We start from the raw sequence: 20,762 nt of genomic DNA on the forward strand, positions 1-20,762 counted from the left end.
CATATTTACTTTTCAAAGACTTGGTGAAGCACATCAGCCGGTTTGCTATTATTCAAGTTTTTATAGATGCAGCTTGCTGGTTTTTCTCGCAACGTTTCGGCGAAAGCGTTTGCTAAATCAGCTTCACCCGACACATGTATTTCTTGCCAGCCGCGTTCCTTTTTCAATTTCCCAACAATTTCACCCATTCCTTTATAGAACCGCTGAAGGTTTTCTCTCAAACGTGGTTCTAAGGCGTCGTCACGAGTAGCCCCGGTTAGTGTTTCGTTAGGATCTTTTTTCTGACTTTTTCCCCATCCTTCCAAATTCGCGTCGAATACATAGGTGGCTTCATCAATAACGGCCCCCATTGCTGTATCTAAAATGCGTACTTCCCCAAAGCTCGGCAAGATAATCCCCGCTTCCGGATATGCTTTGTACATATATTCCATCTCTTCAGTGACTGGGTGGTTTTCCCAGTGGAAGCTTGTTTTCACTGGGACTTGAACATAGTGAACTGCCCATAGTTCCGGCTCTAATGATGCAAAAATCACAACACCTTTGCTTAGATCATTCTTATTATCCTCGACTTCTGTTTGAACTTTCTTTCTAAGTTCAGTAAAATTTTTCAATTCCTTTTCATCTTTGGAAGCTTTAATATACTCGTCAATCCGCTTCAATCCACTCTTCAAATGAATTCTCCATGCCCCGTTTAGTTGATCAGGATCACCGGGATTAGTGTTTAAATAGACACTCAATACACAACGGTCATCACAGTGAAAGTCTTTTAAGGTTTTAAGTTCTTTGCTTAATGACATAATTACATTAACCTCCTTAATTTTCGATTCACTATTAGCATACCCTCACGTGCTTAGTCTAAAACGAATTGTGAGTACACTTACATTTACAAGTTAATAAAGGATTAGAAAAAGCTGTTTTCAAAATCCTCTTCACATGGACTTTGAAGACAGCTTTTCACTTCATTAAATAAATAAGCTAAGTAGTAATACAACACCAAGACCAACAATCGAGTTCGTGAATAAAAGAAGGCCCCATGTTTTGAATGTGTCTTTAATGGATAAGTTAAAATACTCTTTAAACAACCAAAACGATGCGTCATTTACATGAGTAATCGTGTTACTTCCTGCGGCTGTTGCTAAAACCATTAATACAGGATTCACATCAAACGTATGAATAAGCGGACCTACGATTCCAGCAGCGGTTATCGCAGAAACAACGCCTGTCCCTGTTGCAATACGAAGCATTGCCGTGATGACCCATGCCATAATTAACGGAGATACACTTGTATTTTCCATCATTCCAGCGATAAAGTCACCAATTCCTGTATCTAAAATGATTTGTTTGAATGCACCACCGGCACCAACAATGAATACAATCATCGCAATACCCTCGATTGCCCCGGAAAAAGAAGTCATGATTTCCGGCATTGTTCGACCTCTTCGTGTACCGAATACGTAAATGGCAACTAATACCGCAAGTAACATACTAATTTCGGCACTGCCAAGGAAATTAATAATTTGGTAGAACATCGTTCCTTTTTCAATAAATAGATCCATCACAGTAGCTGTTGTTATAATGATTGCTGGCAACAATGGAACAATTATACTGATTGCAAAACCAGGCATTTCATCTTCTGTGAATTCTTTCGACTTTTTCAACAATGGTGGCACAGGACGATCTAAATTACGTAGCATTCTAGGTAAAATAATACCCGCGGCAATAACAGATGGGATGACAACAACCAATCCCAATATATATACCATACCCATGTCCGCACCGTATGCCTGAACAAGTGCAGTTGGACCCGGTTGTGGAGGGAATATACTATGCGCCATTGTCGCGGAGGCAACCATAGTAATCCCTAAACGTAAATAAGGAATTTTTGCTTCTACAGCAATACTAATTACTAGTGGAGCCAAAATGATGAAAGCAACTTCGTAAAAAACTGAAATACCGAAAATTGCTCCAACAATTAATATTGCCCACTCAACATTTTTCACTCCAAATTTGTTTAATAAGGTAGAAGCTACGCGTTGAGCAGCCCCGGAGTCAACCATCAATTTACCAAGTACAGCACCCATTCCGATAATGATTGCCAAACTTCCAAGCGTGCCGCCAAAACCTGTTTTGATCGACAGGACAACTGCATCTAGTGTTAAACCATTTAAAATACCTACCAGTATCGCGACGATCAAAAGAGCAAGTACACTGTTTAGTTTTACAACAATGTTCAAATAAAGTAGTAAAGCCACTCCAAGAGCTACCCAAATAATAGGCAAATAATTTATAATCCATTCCATATTCATTTCCCCCAAGCCTATTTTCTTCCCCAATATGTATATTTTTTAATTATTCGTATTCTATTTACGCAATGATTGTATATCTGGAGCTGTATAGGTTAGCTTAAAAGCCGCCTTCAATAGCAGTTTTTGTCGATTGGATAATTTCTTCTGCATCATTTTCCCGGATAACGGCAACTTCTTTAGTTTCTGTGAGTTGAGTAAGAAGCGAGTATTTCGATATCTTCATTTGTCCTCTTTAGTTATGATTTGGGATAGTTTACTGCTTAATTTCAAATTCCCCACTCAATGTATACGCTTTCAATAACATTTTCAAATTAAAATATCTTGCCGGGACCCTCCCCACGAATTTCTTTATCAGCGAAAGTTCTCGGGTAACCTTCTACAAAACGCACATCGCCCATGTCGATACTTTTGCTACGAGAAAAGTTTAAAATAACACATTCGAATTCGTGATAAATTTGACATAAAAAGCGTAAGGCTCCCACCCTAAAAGGATTAAACGTATTTAGTGCTTCGCCTATCGTAAAAACACCAAATAAATATATGGCAACATAATCTCCCCTTTCCGATAGTAAATGTCCTATTTTTAAATATTTTTTCAATAAATCGGTTTAGTAAACCGATTTAGTATTCTCATTATATAGTGAAATCGCATTCAAAATCAATCATTAATTCTGAATAGCAGATTTCCTCTTCGTGATTCCCCTCTTTTTTCCTTCCATCATCTAACTTTGAGACGCTTTTTACTTAATAGGAATTTCCCTAGAACTGGATCAATACTGCCTAGTATTATTTTAGAATGGCCTTTCAATTTAAGAAATCACTATATTTTAAAGGTAAGAGAATTATAGTGAGGCTTCTTAAAGCACCCTGCTGTTATTAAATTATCCGCCGTTTTTTTTCTATAAAATAAAACCGATTGCACTATATGCAATCGGCCTCATTTTATATCGCTAATAAGCAAATTTGAACATGGAACTAAAAAACAACTAAAAATATGAAAAATAATCAACTATCTATTCACTAAGTTCAGCTTTCCACTCTTCTTTAATCTCAAGACCGATTTTAGATGCAGTATCTTCATTAACAACAAATTTTAATTTTTTCGGAACTTGAACGGGTAATTCAGACGGCTTGCTTTCTCCTTTTAATATCTTCACAGCCATTTGGCCTGTTTCATAACCCAGATCATGATAACTAAAGCCGTATGCTGCTAAACCGCCTCGTTTTACGGAGTCTAGTTCACCGACCATCATGGGTAGTTTATTGTCGAACGCAACTGAAGTGACAGTTTCAAGCGCCGAAACAACCGTGTTATCTTTAATGATATACAAAGAATCGACTTTACCAATCAATGAGTCAACCGCTTGTTTTACATCCGCTGATGTGGCAACAGGAGCTTCAACAATAGTCAAATCCATATCTTTTACTACTTCATGAATCTTATCCACTTGAACGCGTGCATTTTGCTCCCCCGCGTTATAAATAATGCCTACATTTTTCGCACCTAATTGTTCTTGTAGGAACTTCAATGTTTGTGGAATTACATCAGGATGCAAATCAATAGTACCTGTTACATTACCACCCGGACTTTCCAATGACTCTACTAATTCAGCACCAACAGCATCTGTAACTGATGTGAAAACGATTGGAATTTCTTGAGTCGCACTTGCTACAGCTTGTGCACTGGGTGTCGAATTTGCAAAGATCAAGTCTACACCCGAGTTAACAAGATTTGTAGCAATCGTTGTGTTAGCACTATTGTCATTTTGTGCATTCTGAACTACATATTCCACGTCAAGCCCTGCATCTTCCAATGCCTTTTTAAAGCCATCATAAGCGGCATTCAATGAGGGATGTTCTACAATTTGCGTGACACCTATTTTATATTTCTTTGTGTCCCCATTAGCACTCGACTCTTTTTTCTCTCCTTCTCCACATGCCCCAAGTAGTAATGCAGCACCGAAAATGACAACCGCCATTTTCTTCAAATAAATCTTCATTCTTTTTCCTCCTTTAATTAAACCTGCATATTTTGTGAAAATTTGATTCTAAAAGTTAATTTTTCATAATGCTACACTGCCTGTGATTGATAGTCAATAAGGTTCCAAACATTAAGAATATTTAAGCGCTTACATTAGATTTATTTGCATTGGACAGTTCCCCGCATGTCAAAATTGGTTCCAAGTGAAGCTATAATTTAATTTGGAGATCTTCTTAACGTTTCGTAATCGCTAGTTCATTCCAATACAAAAAACACCCACGAAAAAGTTAACAGGTACATTTTCGTAGGTGTTTCATATTGTTCTATAGGTTAGTTCAGTACTTAAGCCATAATTTTTGGTTGTCTTTGTGCTAATAATGGTTCTTGACACTCTATTTCTTCACCCGTTTCAATATCAATGAACGTACTTGTTTCATTAAACCAACAATCCGGTGCTTTGTGACCCCAGAATGTTTGGCGAAGTGGATCATTTAAATCCCAGCGTTTCGGCTTTAAATCTGGGTCGCTTGTTAAATAATCGCCCGTATAAAGTTCAATGCGGTGGCCATCTGGATCTCTTAAATAGAGGAAGAAGGCGTTGGATAATCCATGGCGGCCGGGTCCCCGTTCAATTGAATCTGCATAGCCCATACTCGCTAAAATATCACAACAATCGAGCACGCTAAGTCGATCTGTTAATGAGTAAGCAAAGTGATGCAATTTTGGTCCAGGACCGCTCATGAATGCTTGATCATGAACAGTCGGCTTTCGATAAAGCCATGCTGCCCACAAGTCCCCATCCTCAGTATCCGTATACTCTGAACACGAGAATCCTAAGTGATCAACATAAAAATCAAAGGCTTTTTGAACATCTGGTACTGCACAGTTTACGTGGTCAATCCTTTGAATTTTCGCTCCTCGATAAAGATCATAACGCTGCAACATCCGGTCAACGATAGTCATTTCTGCAAAAAACTCTAATGGAATTCCTGAGATATCATGCACTCGAAGGGTTCTTCCAATTGCATGTTGTACCCCTTTCGCTACCCATTTTGTTTTCAGACCCAGTGAGATGAAAAGCTTTTCAATTTCATCGAGATCCTGTTCTTTTTCCACTTTGTAACTAAGTACCTCAACAACGGCTTTGTCTGCTTTTTTCAATAGTAAACTGTGATGCGAATGTTCTTCTAAACCTCTTAAGTAAATATGATTTTCATCACTTTCTGTTTCAATCATGCCTAATCCCTCAACATAGAACTTACGAGACGCCTGCAAATCTACTACATGAAGAACCGTTCTCGCGATCCGTATGATTGAAAAATCCATCGTGTTCACCATACCTTCCACTATTTTTTCCCGAACTGCTGAATACGATGATCAGCAATTGAAACATGAATAATTTTCTGTTCAGTATAAAAATTGAAGCCGTAATGGCCACCTTCACGACCGATACCAGAAGATTTCGAACCTCCAAAGGGTGTTCTTAAGTCACGAACGTTCTGAGCATTCACCCAAAGCATTCCTGCTTCAACTTTTTGCGCAACACGGTGACCTCGTTTAATATCGTTCGTCCAAACATAACCCGCAAGTCCGTATTCAATACTGTTTGCCAACCTAATGACTTCTTCTTCATCTTTAAATGTCATCACGGTTAGTACTGGACCAAAAATTTCTTCTTGTGCAACGCGCATATGATTTTCAGCATTTAGTATAAGTGTCGGTGCCACAAAGTTTCCTTTAGCTAATTCAATTGGGATATCTCCATTAATCACTTCGGTACCTTCTTCTTTTGCAATTTCCAAATAGCTTTTGACCTTATTATAATGCCCTTTATCGATTAGTGGTCCCACCTCCGTATATGCGTCGAGGGGGTCACCAACTTTAATATTCGCAACACGTATCTTTAAAGCGTCGATAAATTTGTCTTTAATCTCTTCTTGCACAAATAAGCGTGAGTTCGCCGTACATCGTTCACCGTTAAAAGAGTATATTCCCCAGACACAAGCATCTAAAGCACGATCGAAATCAGCATCTTCAAAGACGATAATTGGTGATTTCCCACCAAGTTCCATCGAGCAACTTTTCAGTGTATCGGCACTATTTTTTATGATCGTTGTACCCGTCGTTGTTTCGCCAGTAAATGAAATAAGCTGGACATCAGGATGCTTGACTAGCGCATCCCCCGCTGTCTCGCCGTAGCCATGAACAACGTTGAAAACGCCTTTTGGAAGATCCGCTTTATGAATCACTTCAGCCAATAGATTTGCCGAAAGCGGAGAAAGTTCTGCTGGTTTTAAAACAACTGTATTTCCTGTCGCAAGTGCTGGTGCAACTTTCCATGTCTCCAACATGAAGGGGGCATTCCATGGCGTGATTAATCCTGCAACTCCTACAGGCGCATGAATCGTGTAGTTGATAAATTCATCATCTACTTGATAGGCATCTCCAACAAGACGGCTTTCTACCATACGTGCATAAAACCGAAAGTTTTCTGAAGCACGGCTTACCATATTTCGAGTTTGACTAATTGGAAGTCCCGTATCAAGTGATTCCAAATAAGCGATTTTCTCTATATCTTCGTCAATCAAATCTGCAATTCGATAAATATAGGCCATTCTTTTTTTTAGCTTCATCGTTTTCCATGGACCATGATCAAAGGCTTCCCGCGCAGCTGCCACTGCTTTATTAATATCATCAGATTGCCCTTCAGCAACTTCATTGATTTGTTCATTAGTAAACGGATTCATATTTTTGATCGTCGTCCCACTTAAAGCGGGAGTGAACTCTCCATTTATATAGAGTGAAATATTCTGTTGTGTTTCATGTTTATAAGAAACTACCCCATGGGTTGACACCATACTTATCACCTATTTCCTTCTTATATATGTTGAAATAAGGAATCCCATCTAATTCGCTTTGGCCTGCAGGATGCAGGTCATGCAGTCGTTGCGACATGACGTTGCGAACTTAGACTGCCTTCCTTAGCCCCCCTGTAATGCGCCTTCACTCAGTTTATATAGGCATTCATTTGTTCAACATATATATTATTTTTTTAGTCAGTTTGCAGTAACTTCCTTAGGTAAAATTGCAAGCTCAATAAGTGATTCACGAACTTCTTGTTGGATTACAGCTGTTGGTAATCCTAGAGGTAAGCGAAGCTTCGGCGTAATTTTCCCCATCATACCAAGTGCTACTTTAACGGGGGCTGGATTGGTATCTTTGAAGAGTGCATCATTTAATGGCATTAATTCGAAGTGAAGATCTTGTGCTCTCGCAACGTCTCCAGCAACCCAAGCATTGTAAAGTTCGGCTACTTTAGTTGGCTCAACATTTGCTGTGGCACTAATAAATCCAGCCCCGCCAATTGCCAGCATTGGATAGCAAAGCAGTTCGATTCCTGAGAATAACAGGAAGTCTCTTCCACAATTTAGAAGTACACGATTTACATGTTCAAAGTCTTTGTTTGCTTCTTTTACACCAATAATGTTGGGACAGTCCTCAACTAAGCGTTTCATCGTGCTAACTTCCATATTTACGGCGGATCGACCTGGGATATTGTAAATAATGATTGGCGTTGTAACTGAATCAGCAACCGTTTTAAAGTGCTGATAAAGTGCTTCCTGGTTCGGTCTATTGTAGTAAGGCACAATAACCATTGCAGCATCTGCACCTAGTTCTTCTGCATATTTCGTTAACTCCATTGTTTCATCATGATTGGTAGACCCTGTACCAGGTGCAAAAAATACACGTCCAGCAATTGTTTCTTTTGCTAATTCCATAACTCGTTTTCTTTCAGCAATTGTTAAAGAACTTGGTTCACCACTCGTTCCTGTAACAGAAATCCCATGACTTCCGCTGTCAATTTGCCAATTAATCAGCTTAATGAATGCATCTTCATCAATCGCACCACTTTCAGTAAATGGTGTAACGACAGGACAAATTGAACCTCTTAACTTCTTTTTGGCTTCATCGTATATCAAAAGAATCCACTCCTTCAAAATTATTAAATATCTGTTTCAAGAAAAGTATTCCAGCTGTATAGCTCGCCTACTCGACTCTCTTTCACACCACTAATAAGGTAAACTAGCACACTCATTATTCTTCGAGTTCTTTTAGTTCACGGTACTTTCCTTGACTAAATAGTAATGGATCTTTTTGTTCAAGTTTAACGCCAGTAACATGACCAATAAAAACCGTATGATCTCCTACTACGTATTCGCTATACAGTTTGCATGTAACAACGGCTAACCCATCTTCTAGAATTGGCAATCCTTTATAGGTGGCAAATGTAATTTCAGATTCTCCATTAAGCTGACCCGAAAATTGTTTTGACACATTTTGTTGGTCAGATGATAATATGTTAATCGCGAATTGATTAGCATCTTTGATATGCTGATGCATTCTTGCATTTTCTCCAATACTAATTGCCACCAGCTTCGGGTTTAGAGATATGGACATAAAAGCATTCGCTGTCATACCATGTACCTCTTCAGCAACTTCCGTTGTAATAACCGTCACACCCGTTGCAAAACTGCCCATAGCATTTCTGAATAAACGATCATCAATCTCGTGATCTACTTGCTGCATAATATATTCTCCTTTCCACTTTCAATTCACCTGTTTATTTATTTCGAAATAAGAAATTATAAGTTATTCGACACGGTACAGCGTCTAGTCTTCAGGCGCCATACGCTTTTCTAGTCAAAATACTATTCCAGCTTCTTTTTTAGTTTTATTTAAAAAGTTTGTAACCATGTCTTTATAAGGTTGCTTATCAAATCCATCATAATAGGCATTCGACATTCTCACTGGATCTCCAAAGAAATAATATTCATAGAGAGCTTGTCGGTTACCGAACGCACTAATAGAAATATCCCATGCTAAACGGAATAGCTGTACTTTTTCTTCGCCGTTAATGTTCGCACCTTGTGTATATCGATGAACTAACGGTCCAACATCCGTATTGCTAAAGTCTGCTTCAGTTGGAAGCGCCATTAATCCGGAAGCGCCTAGAATTTTAATAATTTCATTCATACGCTGATACATTTTCGGGAACCAATTACGTGCTGCATTTAGTGGTTCAAAGTCCGGCGTCATATTACCGTATTGATCGATTTTTGCATTGTGCTCCGATTTGAATAAGTGGGAACGCATCACTTCTAAAATAACCATGATTTCACTCGCTTTTTCTTTAACATGCATGAATTTATCAATACCGATTGCTTCCATCATACTGATGACAACACCAAGGATGAACTCTGTTTTGACAACGTTTTTTGCAATCACTTGATGCGTCATATGTATAACCGCATTTGTCTCGGTATACGTACGATTACATATATCTGTACTTTCACTTACAAAAACTCTTTCCCATGGAACAAATACATCTTCAAATGAAATGATTGCATCACTCTCATCAAACCTAGCACCTAATGGATGATCCCATTTGCTTTTACCATAGTCGAATGATTCACGGGATAGGAATTTTAAACCTTTTGTATTATTTGGGATCGCAAATGCAAATGCGAAGGGGTCATCTGTAGTACCTGGCGTTCTGTTTATAGTGGAAGGAAATACGACGAGCTCATCAGTGATACCGCCTAATGTTGCCAAGAGTCGACAACCGTTCACAATAATTCCGTCTGAAGTCTTTTTCGTAATACGTGCGGAGAGAAATGGATCTTTTTGCTCTGCTTGCGTTAGCATCGACCTGTTTACCTGTGGATGAATTAATGTGTGTGTTAAACTAATGTCATTTTCACGTGCATATTCATAGTAATCTGCTGCATTTTTGGCGAATTGATCACTACCACCACCTTCCTGCGCAAAGAATTGACTGGCTGTACCGAATGCCATAATGCTAGTGTTCAGATAGTCTGGGGAACGTCCCATCATGCCGCCGGAAAAAGTTGCCCACTCCGTATGCATTTCACGTCTTTTGAACAAATCTTCTTTCGTTTTAGGAGCGATAAAAGAAAGTCCAACTTTTTTCCCAGATGTCGGTGATGTATAAAGCATTTTTTCAGGCTTCTCATGTTGTAAATCATAAAGACCTGCAACGCTCTCCACCACATTTTTAAATGCTGGATGTATGGTAACGTCGTTTACTTTCTCACCATGTATCCATACTTCCGTGTTCCGTTCTTTAATACCTTCAATATATTCTTTCCCCGTTCGTGCGCCCATTCTATTTCCTCCTTGTTTTTGGATAAAGTGAAATTTCAATATGACAAGCGACATTTAACAGTTCATACTATTTAGATTTAAATATAGAATTCCGTTGAATCCGCTGCGGCGCTTGGGGATGCCTCTCGCCCTAAGCCAAGCAGCTTCGCCGCCAGTCTTAGGGCTTCGGCTACCCCTTTAAGGCGCCTACGCTAAATTTACATAGGTAAGGAAATTACTAGTACAATGAAGAAAAATGTATTGTTCCAGTTACTGACACTGCACACTGAGTAGAAATGGCCACACCAAACAATCTCCAAGAGCGTAAGGACATAAAAAATTCAGATGTGCAGTCCATATATATATTCGGCACTACTTATTTAGAATTAACTAGGTGGTATACCTCACCCGTATAACGAACAATTCTAGCGAAGGAGCGACAAGTGTGAGCCGGAGCAATAAGACCGACAGTAATCTTCTGGCGGGCTTATTGCGTGAGGCCATCACCGAGCGACAAAGCGGTGTTGGAAGAACAGTCTATTTGTTAAGTGCCGACTATATAGTCATCTCTCACTTCTTTTTAAATCTAGCATGAATATTATTTTGTTTATAAGTACCCGCTTCACTAAATTCGATTACTTCCATTGACAATGCTAAATAGCGCTTGGACATTACTTGCGAGAAATGTTCTTTCATGACTTCAAATAGCGCATCACAAACTTCTTTCATTATTTCTTCTGAGCGTCCAGCCCCTATTTTCAACTTGGCATGGACAAAAGCGTCTTCCTCAGCACCATCTGCCACCCGATACTCCTTTAATTCAATCGCTCTTGAGCGGATTCCCCCTATCGGAAAAATCGTATCTCGTGCAATCAAGACTTTATGAATCTCTTCAAATAGCTTTGCAATATTCGCTTCATCTTTAATATTATCCGTGTACTCTACAATAAAATGTGGCAAGCAAATTCTTCTCCTCTTTACACTATCGATAGATGAAAGATTCATCTCCGATAATGGTATTTACTAACCGTCCGATTCCCTCAACTTCCGTGACGACAACATCTCCGACGGCAGTATTGACAGAACCTTTAGGAGTTCCTGTAAGAATGACGTCATTTTCACTCAATGTCATGAAACTACTTAAGTACTCAATAAGCGTGGGAATATCGAAGATCATATCCGCTGTAGTTCCTTCTTGTACGAGTTTGTTATTGACATGCGTCGTCAATTTTAAATTCATTGGGTCCGCAACATCTGCCGCCTCAACAATCCACGGACCGAATGGTGTCCCAGTATCACGATTCTTCACGCGTAAGTTGGGACGGTAATAATTTTCCAAATAATCTCTAATCGCATAATCATTAGCGACACTATAGCCTTTAACATAGTTATAGGCGTCTTCTTTTTTGACGTTTCGAGCTGTATCACCGATGATGACGGCCAATTCACACTCACAGTGCATATAAGTTACGTCTGAGGGACGACGAGTATATGCTTGGTGCCCGATAAATGTATTCGGTCCTTTTAAAAAGACAAGTGGTTCAGATGGAGCGGCAAATGCAAGTTCTGCTGCATGATCCGCATAGTTAAGACCTAACGCAAATACCGTCCGTGGCTCTATCGGCGTAAGCCAAGTTACTTTGCTCTCCTCTACTAGTCGACCATCATTTAATTTGAGTTGCCCTTCCCATTCAATTGCTTCATGGATGGCACCCCCATATGCTATTCGTGCTTTTTTCATATCGTCCCCCTCCATTTGGATTCTTTTTCGTCAACTATGAAATTTTCTAAACTACCAATACCTGCTATTTCAATTCGAACTTTATCGCCTATCTTGGCTTGCGGTGCTTCTTCAGGGACCCCTACGAGTAACACATCTCCTGGATTCAACGTCATGAACTCGGTTACATCAGTTAGTAAACGAGAGACCGAACGAATCAAATTCGATGTTGAATTTTCCTGCTGGAGCTTATCATTGATGAATACACGGATAATTAAATCATCTGGGGTATCCACTTCTTGCCGGTCGATAATCCATGGCCCTATAGGACAAAATCCATCACGTGCTTTGTGCCGGACAGCTGGACGGTATACGCTATCATGTGGCACGCTGACATCATTGATAATCGTATAGCCTGCCACATGAGTCAGCGCATTTTCTTCATCCACAGCAACGGCTTGCTTTCCTATGACCACTCCGAGTGCCGCACCCATTTCCAGCCTTGATATCCCAGCTGGCATAGGGATTTCTGCACCGTAACGGTTGAAAGTATTTGCCGGTTTAATATAAAGAACTGGGGCAATTGGTGGTGCACTATATGGTTTGTCATTTACAGCATCACCAAGTCTTTCAAGTGCCCCTTTATAGTTCAGCAGTGTACCAAAAACCGTTCCTGTTATCGGGATGTCGAGTTGTATTTCATTAGCATTTACCGCGCAGTCCTCTATCGTGATTGTACTCGTAACTATATTCACATCGACTGAAACTAATTCATTTACCCCAAACACTTTAATCCTTGCTCTACTCATCCATTCCACTCCTTTGCAACAAACAAAGAAAACAAATTACTATACTGATAACAATGCTTTATCGCTCGTTAACTTTTCACCGCGAATGCGTTGGAATTCATCCATCAGTTTAGGAATGGTTAATTTCCTCTTCTCATCGGCCTCTATTTCCAAAATGATTTGCCCTTTATCCATCATAATAAGCCTGTTCCCTAGGTCGAGTGCTTGCTGCATATTATGAGTGATCATCAGCGTTGTGAGCTGATCTTTTTCAACAAGTTGCTTTGTTAATTTTGTAATTAATTCGGCTCGTGCTGGATCTAGTGCAGCAGTGTGTTCATCAAGTAGCAAAATAGATGGTTGTGTAAAGGTAGCCATCAACAGTGAAAGTGCTTGCCTCTCCCCACCAGAAAGCATTCCTACTTTTGCATTCAATCGGTTTTCAAGGTTTAAATGAAGGGCTTCAAGAGATACGCGGAATAATTCACGCCGTTTCTTATCAACAGCCTTTTTTAATACACGTTTTTTGTTTCGTGAATAGGCCATTGCAAGGTTTTCCTCAATCGTCATTGTAGGAGCTGTCCCCGCCATTGGATCTTGAAATACCCTTCCAATCATTTGTGAGCGCTTGTATTCAGGCATTTTTGTAACATCATTAGAAGCAATTTCAATAACACCAAAATCAGGAGAAAGAGCACCTGAAATCATATTTAACATCGTCGATTTACCGGCACCGTTGCTTCCAATCACAGTCATAAAATCTCCTGGATTTAATGTTAGATTAATTTGATCCAAAGCTACTTTTTCATCAGGTGTTGCTTCATTAAATAATTTATTAATCTGACTGAGCTTTAGCAACGGGATTTCCCTCCCTCATCAGCAACTGTTCATGCTCTATTAGCCTCTCAGCATGGCGTTTAGCTTTCCTGCTTTTTTCTCGCTTTTTTTCAAAGAACTGCGGTAATATCAACGCACCAATTACAATAACTGCTGTAATTAATTTCATATCACCCGTATCGAGAAAGTCCACTCTAAGTGCAAGTCCAAGTACAATTCTATAAATAATGGCTCCTGCAATTACAGCAAACGTCGTTCGCATAATCGTTTTCGTACCGAAAATTGCTTCACCAATAATAACGGAAGCTAGCCCGATGATAATCATTCCGATTCCCATTCCGATGTCAGCAAACTTTGAATACTGAGCAATCAATGCTCCCGAAAAGGCAACGAGTGCATTTGAAAAGCCAAGACCTACAATAACGAGTGTGTCTGTATTAGCTGATAAACTACGAATCATTTTCTTATTATCACCAGTAGCCCTTATTGCAAGCCCGACTTCGGTTTTCAAAAACCAATCGACGACAAATTTGATTAGCAAAACGATAATAATCATGATGAACAATGTACCCCACGTTGAAGGCAAGTGTTGGAATCCCAGCATGCTGAAAAAATTGCTAATCGCAGTGTCGATACCTAAAGGGCTCCAAAATGTTTTGAACTGAACAAACAAAGTTTCGGCATTTAGCAATGGGATATTCGGACGACCAATCGAATTCTCAGATGTCAGTCCCATTATGCGTAAATTTATCGAATACAAGGCAATCATCATTAATATTCCAGATAGAAGTGCATTGATTTTCCCTTTTGTGTGCAGAAGGCCGGTTACACATCCAGCAAGAAAACCGATAACAATGGCTACTACTGTAGCCGCCACCGGATGATATCCGAAGATAATCATCGTGGCGGCAACTCCAGCTCCTGTAACAAAACTTCCGTCAACCGTTAAGTCTGGAAAATCCAAAACTCGGAATGAAATATACACGCCAAGTGCCATAATTGCATAGATGATTCCTTGCTCTACAGAGCCAAATACAGCTGAAAACATGTAAAATCACCCTCCTATCTATTCACTAAATTCAGCTTTCCATTCGTCTTTAATGTCGAGTCCTAGAGTAGATGCGGTGTCTTTATTCATAATCAATTTCAACTTTTGTGGAATTTGAACTGGTAAGTCAGCTGGTTTACTTTCACCTTTTAAGATTTTCACAGCCATTTGTCCTGCTTCATAACCGATGTCAAAGTATTCAAATCCATATGCTGCTAAGCCGCCTCGTTTTACAGAGTCGAATTCGCCAACCATCATCGGAATTTTATTGTCATTGGCGACTGAAATTACAGATTCAAGCGCCGAAACAACCGTGTTATCTGTGATGATGTACATAGAATCTACTTTGCCAAGCAACGATTCAGTCGCTTGTTTCACATCTGCGGATGTAGCAACAGACGCTTCGACAACAGTCATATCCATATCTTTCAGCATTTCTTTAACTGCATCTACTTGAGCACGAGAGTTTTGCTCTCCAGAGTTAAACACCATTCCTACATTTTTTGCATCCAATTCTTCTTTAAGGAACTTCATTGTATTGGTAATTGCATCAGGATGCGCGTCAATTGTTCCTGTAACGTTGCCTCCAGGGCTTTCCATTGAGTCAACGAGTTCCGCCCCAACCGCATCTGTTACCGATGTGAAAATGATTGGAATTTCCGTTGTAGCACTAGCTGCTGCCTGAGCACTAGGAGTTGAGTTCGCAAATATTAGATCGACATCTGCGCTGACAAGATTTGTCGCTATCGTTGTGTTTACACTGTTATCGCCTTGAGCAATTTGAACATCATATTCCACATCAATCCCTGCATCTTCTAAAGCCTTTTTAAAGCCGTCATAAGCTGCATTGAGGGATGGATGTTCAACAATTTGACTGACACCTATTTTATATTTCTTCGAAGATGTTTTCTTATCCTTAACTTCCCCGCTATTCCCACATGCTGCAAGTAGTAATACAGCACTAAGAATAAATACCAACATTTTTTTCGAACCGCTCTTCATTACAATTCCCCCTTTTTATGCTAGTATATTTACTATTTATTTGAATCCTAGGAATCAATGTGTGATGCGTTTGGTTTGCCTAGTTGAATTGATGAACTAAGCGCCAAAACGGGTTGAATGAGATTTTTATTTCCTTTACTCCTTTTTAGATGCGTTAGATCGTCAACATGTCTTTTCTTTTTATCGGCGCAGCATGAATCGCTTGTCCGATTAGCCCCTCTACCGCTTCAAGTAGTCCTTCATTGAACCCTGGATGTGCATAGTGTGGGAATTTAATATCTTCTTCTTTCGCAGCCATTTCAAGCAACTGCACAAACGAACCTGACATTTCAACGGCCCCTTCACCAATCATGTGAATGCCTTGAATGATTTCAGTTGTTGCATCAGAAATAACTTTAATAAACCCATCCTTTTTACCAGTAATTGTTGCATAGCCATTGCCACCAAGTGCAAATTGACTGACACGAATAGCCAATCCAAAATCGCGCGCACTTTGTTCTGTAAGCCCTACAGAAACGATTGGTGGAATTGTATGTGCCACAACCGGCATAAATGTCAGATTGACTTCAGTTTGTTCTCCTGCAATTGATGCTACGGCAGCTTTTCCTTGTTTAATTGCTTTCACAGCCGATAGGGGACCTTCTGTTACATCACCAATTGCATATATAGAAGGTATCGATGATTGCATATTTCCATCTACTTTTATGAAACCCTCGGCTGTTTGTACAATTCCGAAGCGGCTTATGCCGAGAGCCTCCAAATTGGGTCTCCTAGTTCCAGAAACGAATAGATATGATCCCCTAATTGTCTCTTCTACGTTTTTATCTGTTTGAAATGTTAGCGTAATTCCGTCTTCCGTTTCATGTGTTGATATGAGTTCAAGTTCTTTATAGACTTTCATTTTTCGCTTTTTAAATAAACGATTTAATTCCTTATTAATAGATTCGTCAAATGGAAAACCTGCTTGATCGTCAATTACAATACTTACTTGCGCTCCTAATGCTGCAAAACTTGAAGCTGCTTCGAGTGCAATGGTATCTTGACCTCTAACAATAAGATGCTTAGGTATCTCTTCCAGTTTAAATATTTCATGAGGCAATAAAATCCTTTCCCCTTTTTCTTGAATTGTTGGCGGCATAGTTGGGGAACTTCCTGTTGCGATAATAACTTGCTCAAATTCAAAGATATCGAATTGATGGCCATTTTCTACACCGATTTTGTCTACTGCGAGGAAAGTAACTTTGCCCCGGATTATTTCAATTTTGTTTTCATTACATAGACTTTCTACGCCAGACCTGAGCTGTTTGATAACTTTGTCTTTATAGGAAACCAGCTTTTTGATATCAATTATTTTTTCCATATTCCCAATTCCAAGTTCTTGAAAATGGGCTATATCTGAGCGCATACCTGCTGCATGTGTAAATATTTTAGATGGAATGCATCCTTCATTCAGACAAACACCGCCCAATTCTGCCTGTTCAATTAACGTCACTGAGAGACCAAGCTGCGCACCACGTATAGCAGCAGAGTAGCCGCCCGGTCCCCCTCCAATGATAATGAGATTTCTTTCCTGACTGATTTCTCCAACAACCATTTTAAATCATCTCCATCATCAGCTTGTGAGGCTGTTCAATTAGGCTTGCAAAACGATTTGTGAATGCAATGGCTGTCGCACCATCAGCAACACGATGGTCAAACGCCATTGACAGTGTCATGATATGACCGATAACAATTTCATCATGCTCATTGACAATCGGTTGTTTTTTCGTTTTGTGGAAAGCAATTAGAGCTGTTTCAGGGTAGTTGATAATTGGTGTGGCACCCATACCACCCAGGGGTCCAACATTACTCACCGTAAATGTGCTGTTTTTCATTTCAAACGGTTGTAATTTACCAGCGATTGCTTTTGCTGTCAAACTTCTGACATTTGCATTAATCTCTTTGATGGATTGTTTATCAACATCATGTAAAACAGGTACAATTAGACCGCTATCGGTATTTGTTGCGATACCGATATGATAGTTTTTCTTGAGTAGTATCCGGCTATTTTCTTCATCAAGTTCAGCATTGAATATCGGGAAATCCTTCAACGAAATAACGAGTGCCTTTATAAGAAATGCTGATACACTAACTGATTCACCATCAGCTTTCAATTGCTCTCTCATTTTAAATAAGTTCGTCATATTGACCTCGTCAAAATGAGTAACATGCGGAATTGTAAAGAGTGATTTCGTCATCTTTTCTGCGATTTTTCTTCGAATTCCTCTAAAAGGAATTTCATCAGGAACCTCTTGGTCGACCTCTACCTGCTTACTTTCCTTCTTTGGTTCCGTGTCGGTTTGTTGTCCTTTTAAGAATCGTAAAACATCTTCTTCGCTTATTCTTCCAGAGGGATCACTAGCATGGACATCTTCAATATTTATATTGTTATCCCGTGCAATCTTGCGTGTGTATGGTGCAGCTAGTATTCGATTAAAAGGCATATGAGGGGATTTCTCTTCTAGTTTAATTGTCGGGATTGCTTGCTCCTCAGCAATTGACTTCGTTTCTACGAATGATTTTTGTACAGCTCGAACAGCTTCATCAATTTCAATATAAAGTAGACTTGTTCCGACCTGAACGGTTTCCCCTGCTTCAATACGTATTTCTTTCACGATACCTGAGCAGGGTGAAGTAAGTTCAGCGACCATTTTGTCTGTTTGCACCTCAACAAGCGGTTGATCTGTCATAACCGAATCCCCAACTTTGACTAAATAATGGAGCACTTCCCCTTCGGTCATTCCTTCCCCGACATCATGTAACTTTACTTCGAGCATTCCATTTCCTCCTTAAAAATGAAGCACTTTTTCTATTCCTTCAACGACACGTGCCGTAGTTGGAAGATAATGTTCTTCTAATGTAAAGAATGGAACCGGTACGTCGAATCCCGTCACGCGTTCAATTGGAGCTCGTAGATAAAGGAAAGCGGTATCGTTTATAATCGAAACAATATCATTGCCGAGCCCTCCGGTATTATGCGCCTCATGAATGATGACCGCTCTCGTTGTCTTCTGCACAGATTGAGTAATGATGTCCCGATCGATTGGATACAATGTTCGCAGATCGATAATTTCGCAACTAATCCCCTTTTTCCCGGCCAGTTCGGCGGCTTTTTCTGCGATTGAAATCATAGCTCCCCAAGCAATAAGTGTGACATCCGAACCTTTACGCACGATCTTCCCTTTACCAATTTCCACAGTATACTTTCCAACAGGTACTTCTTCTCTCTTCGAACGGTAGTTTTTCATAGGCTCCAAAACTAGAACAGGGTCAGGATCTTCCATCGCCGCAATCAATAACCCTTTAGCATCGTATGGATTAGACGGACAGACTACCTTGATGCCAGGCATATGTGTGAATAAAATTTCTGTACTATCAGAATGTATTTCGGGCGCACGAATTCCTGCCCCGTATGGTGCTCGAATGACTATAGGCACAGTAAAACGAGACATCGACCGCATTCTAATCCTTGAAACATGTGTCATAATCTGTTCGTACGCAGGATAGATAAAACCAAGGAATTGGATTTCTGCAACCGGTCGAAAACCATTAACTGCAAGACCTATTGATGTGCCAATAATTCCTGCCTCTGAAAGCGGAGTATCGACTACCCGGTCATCCCCAAACTGCTCCTGAAGTCCTTCTGTCGCACGGAAAACTCCACCGTTTTTACCGATATCTTCACCGAGTATGATGGTTCGATCATCCTCGTCTAGCATCAAACGCATGCCATCATTAATCGCTTGGATTAGTGTCATTTGTTTTGTCGTTTCTTTTTTTGAATCCGACTCTTTCAGTTGTGTCATCAATTATTGCCTCCCTAAATGTGCAAGGTACGCTTCTTTTTGTTCAGCGAGTTGTGCTGGCATTTCAGCGTATACATGATCGAAAACGTCAGCTACATTCGGCGGCGGGAACTTTTCCATTTCTTCTACTGCTGCTTCAACTTCACTAGTCGTTTCTTCTTTAGTCGCTTGGATCCACTCATCATTCCAGTAGCCGTAATTCTTCATGAATAATTCTAATCGGATAAGAGGGTCAACAAAATTCTCTCCTTGTTTTTCAGGACGATATTTAGACGGATCATCAGCAGTCGTATGAGCTCCTTTTCGCCAAGTAACCGCTTCTATTAATGTCGGGCCATTTCCACACCGGGCATAGTCAAAGGCCTTTTTCGTTTCAAAATAAACTGCAAAACAATCATTACCATCAATTCGATACCCTGGCATACCATAGGCAACTGATTTTTGAGCGATTGTTGCAGAATTCATCTGTTTTTCAATCGGAACCGAAATCGCATACCCATTATTTTGATTAAAAAAGACGACTGGTACTTTGAATACGCTCGCAAAATTCAATCCTTCATGAAAATCCCCTTCCGAGGTAGCACCGTCGCCGAAATAGGCAATTGCAACATTTTGTGTTCCCCTTCTCTTTTCAGCCCATGCAGCGCCTGCGGCATGGGGGAGTTGAGTCGCAATTGGAACAGCTGGCGGGAAAATATTTCTATCCGTTGGAGCTACACAACCTTCTACTCTCCCATTCCAGTACAAAAATGTTCTGGCCATACTTTTCCCGAACGTTATCGTCGCACCATGATCACGATACGTCGGGAACACCCAGTCGTCGGCATTTAGTGCGAGTGCGCTACCAACTTGAGCAGCTTCCTGTCCTTCAAAAGGCGCATAAGTACCTAGACGTCCCTGTCGTTGCAAATTAATTGCTTTTCTATCAAATGTACGAACTCGTAACATGTGATAGTACAAATTTTTTACCAATTGCTCATCTATCTGCTTTTCAAAGCTTGTATCAACAAGAAAGCCTTTATTATCTACTATTCTTTTTATAGGATAGTTATGTTCCACTTAACTTGCCT

Annotated in this window: 19 protein-coding genes; all 19 read right to left on the reverse strand. The window is 40.0% G+C overall.

Annotation, left to right across the window (positions count from 1 at the left end):
- Positions 1-5: 5 nt before the first annotated feature.
- The 19 genes from MKX62_RS22050 to pdhA all read right to left on the reverse strand — a co-directional run bounded on the left by MKX62_RS22050 (position 6) and on the right by pdhA (position 20,751).
- Positions 6-797 (reverse strand): VLRF1 family aeRF1-type release factor, encoded by a 792-nt coding sequence (locus MKX62_RS22050; protein ID WP_340742349.1) that lies wholly within the window; start codon positions 795-797, stop codon positions 6-8.
- Between the two features lie 165 nt (positions 798-962).
- Positions 963-2,300, reverse strand: coding sequence for a gluconate:H+ symporter (locus MKX62_RS22055; RefSeq protein WP_067210563.1), 1,338 nt, complete (start codon positions 2,298-2,300; stop codon positions 963-965).
- Between the two features lie 103 nt (positions 2,301-2,403).
- Positions 2,404-2,529: a hypothetical protein gene (locus tag MKX62_RS22060; protein ID WP_338656246.1), complete on the reverse strand. Its 126-nt coding sequence runs from the start codon at positions 2,527-2,529 to the stop codon at positions 2,404-2,406.
- A 790-nt stretch (positions 2,530-3,319) separates the two neighbouring features.
- On the reverse strand, positions 3,320-4,306 hold the full coding sequence (locus MKX62_RS22065; RefSeq protein ID WP_340742350.1) for an ABC transporter substrate-binding protein: 987 nt from the start codon (positions 4,304-4,306) through the stop codon (positions 3,320-3,322).
- Between the two features lie 323 nt (positions 4,307-4,629).
- Positions 4,630-5,613, reverse strand: coding sequence for a 3,4-dihydroxyphenylacetate 2,3-dioxygenase (gene hpaD, locus MKX62_RS22070; protein ID WP_338656243.1), 984 nt, complete (start codon positions 5,611-5,613; stop codon positions 4,630-4,632).
- A 20-nt stretch (positions 5,614-5,633) separates the two neighbouring features.
- Positions 5,634-7,145 carry a 5-carboxymethyl-2-hydroxymuconate semialdehyde dehydrogenase gene (gene hpaE / locus MKX62_RS22075; RefSeq protein ID WP_338656241.1) on the reverse strand — a complete coding sequence of 504 codons (1,512 nt, stop codon included), beginning with the start codon at positions 7,143-7,145 and terminating at the stop codon, positions 5,634-5,636.
- 198 nt (positions 7,146-7,343) lie between these two features.
- Positions 7,344-8,267 (reverse strand): 2,4-dihydroxyhept-2-ene-1,7-dioic acid aldolase, encoded by a 924-nt coding sequence (gene hpaI, locus MKX62_RS22080; RefSeq protein WP_340742351.1) that lies wholly within the window; start codon positions 8,265-8,267, stop codon positions 7,344-7,346.
- A 115-nt stretch (positions 8,268-8,382) separates the two neighbouring features.
- Positions 8,383-8,853: a flavin reductase family protein gene (locus tag MKX62_RS22085; RefSeq protein ID WP_340742621.1), complete on the reverse strand. Its 471-nt coding sequence runs from the start codon at positions 8,851-8,853 to the stop codon at positions 8,383-8,385.
- A gap of 135 nt (positions 8,854-8,988) precedes the next feature.
- Positions 8,989-10,473 carry a 4-hydroxyphenylacetate 3-monooxygenase, oxygenase component gene (gene hpaB, locus MKX62_RS22090; RefSeq protein WP_340742352.1) on the reverse strand — a complete coding sequence of 495 codons (1,485 nt, stop codon included), beginning with the start codon at positions 10,471-10,473 and terminating at the stop codon, positions 8,989-8,991.
- A 549-nt stretch (positions 10,474-11,022) separates the two neighbouring features.
- Positions 11,023-11,412: a 5-carboxymethyl-2-hydroxymuconate Delta-isomerase gene (locus tag MKX62_RS22095; protein ID WP_340742353.1), complete on the reverse strand. Its 390-nt coding sequence runs from the start codon at positions 11,410-11,412 to the stop codon at positions 11,023-11,025.
- Between the two features lie 22 nt (positions 11,413-11,434).
- The gene (locus MKX62_RS22100; RefSeq protein ID WP_340742354.1) at positions 11,435-12,193 is read right to left on the reverse strand and encodes a fumarylacetoacetate hydrolase family protein; all 759 of its coding nucleotides are present in this window, start codon (positions 12,191-12,193) and stop codon (positions 11,435-11,437) included.
- Positions 12,190-12,981 carry a fumarylacetoacetate hydrolase family protein gene (locus tag MKX62_RS22105; RefSeq protein WP_340742355.1) on the reverse strand — a complete coding sequence of 264 codons (792 nt, stop codon included), beginning with the start codon at positions 12,979-12,981 and terminating at the stop codon, positions 12,190-12,192. Before MKX62_RS22105 ends, MKX62_RS22100 begins: the two co-directional genes overlap by 4 nt.
- 39 nt (positions 12,982-13,020) lie before the next feature.
- On the reverse strand, positions 13,021-13,818 hold the full coding sequence (locus MKX62_RS22110; protein WP_067210581.1) for an ABC transporter ATP-binding protein: 798 nt from the start codon (positions 13,816-13,818) through the stop codon (positions 13,021-13,023).
- Entirely contained in the window at positions 13,796-14,845 is a 1,050-nt protein-coding gene (locus MKX62_RS22115; RefSeq protein WP_340742356.1) for an ABC transporter permease, read from the reverse strand. Before MKX62_RS22115 ends, MKX62_RS22110 begins: the two co-directional genes overlap by 23 nt.
- A gap of 18 nt (positions 14,846-14,863) precedes the next feature.
- Complete coding sequence (locus MKX62_RS22120) at positions 14,864-15,847, reverse strand: ABC transporter substrate-binding protein (protein WP_187045177.1); 984 nt, start codon at positions 15,845-15,847, stop codon at positions 14,864-14,866.
- A gap of 154 nt (positions 15,848-16,001) precedes the next feature.
- The gene (locus MKX62_RS22125; protein WP_340742357.1) at positions 16,002-17,441 is read right to left on the reverse strand and encodes a dihydrolipoyl dehydrogenase family protein; all 1,440 of its coding nucleotides are present in this window, start codon (positions 17,439-17,441) and stop codon (positions 16,002-16,004) included.
- 1 nt (position 17,442) lies between these two features.
- Entirely contained in the window at positions 17,443-18,663 is a 1,221-nt protein-coding gene (locus tag MKX62_RS22130; protein WP_340742358.1) for a dihydrolipoamide acetyltransferase family protein, read from the reverse strand.
- Positions 18,664-18,675: 12 nt separating this feature from the next.
- Entirely contained in the window at positions 18,676-19,692 is a 1,017-nt protein-coding gene (locus MKX62_RS22135) for an alpha-ketoacid dehydrogenase subunit beta (RefSeq protein ID WP_340742359.1), read from the reverse strand.
- A gap of 3 nt (positions 19,693-19,695) precedes the next feature.
- Complete coding sequence (pdhA, locus tag MKX62_RS22140; RefSeq protein WP_067210595.1) at positions 19,696-20,751, reverse strand: pyruvate dehydrogenase (acetyl-transferring) E1 component subunit alpha; 1,056 nt, start codon at positions 20,749-20,751, stop codon at positions 19,696-19,698.
- Positions 20,752-20,762 lie beyond the last annotated feature (11 nt).

It is taken from the genome of Sporosarcina sp. FSL K6-5500, from assembly GCF_038005665.1.
Taxonomy (GTDB): Bacteria; Bacillota; Bacilli; order Bacillales_A; family Planococcaceae; genus Sporosarcina; species Sporosarcina psychrophila.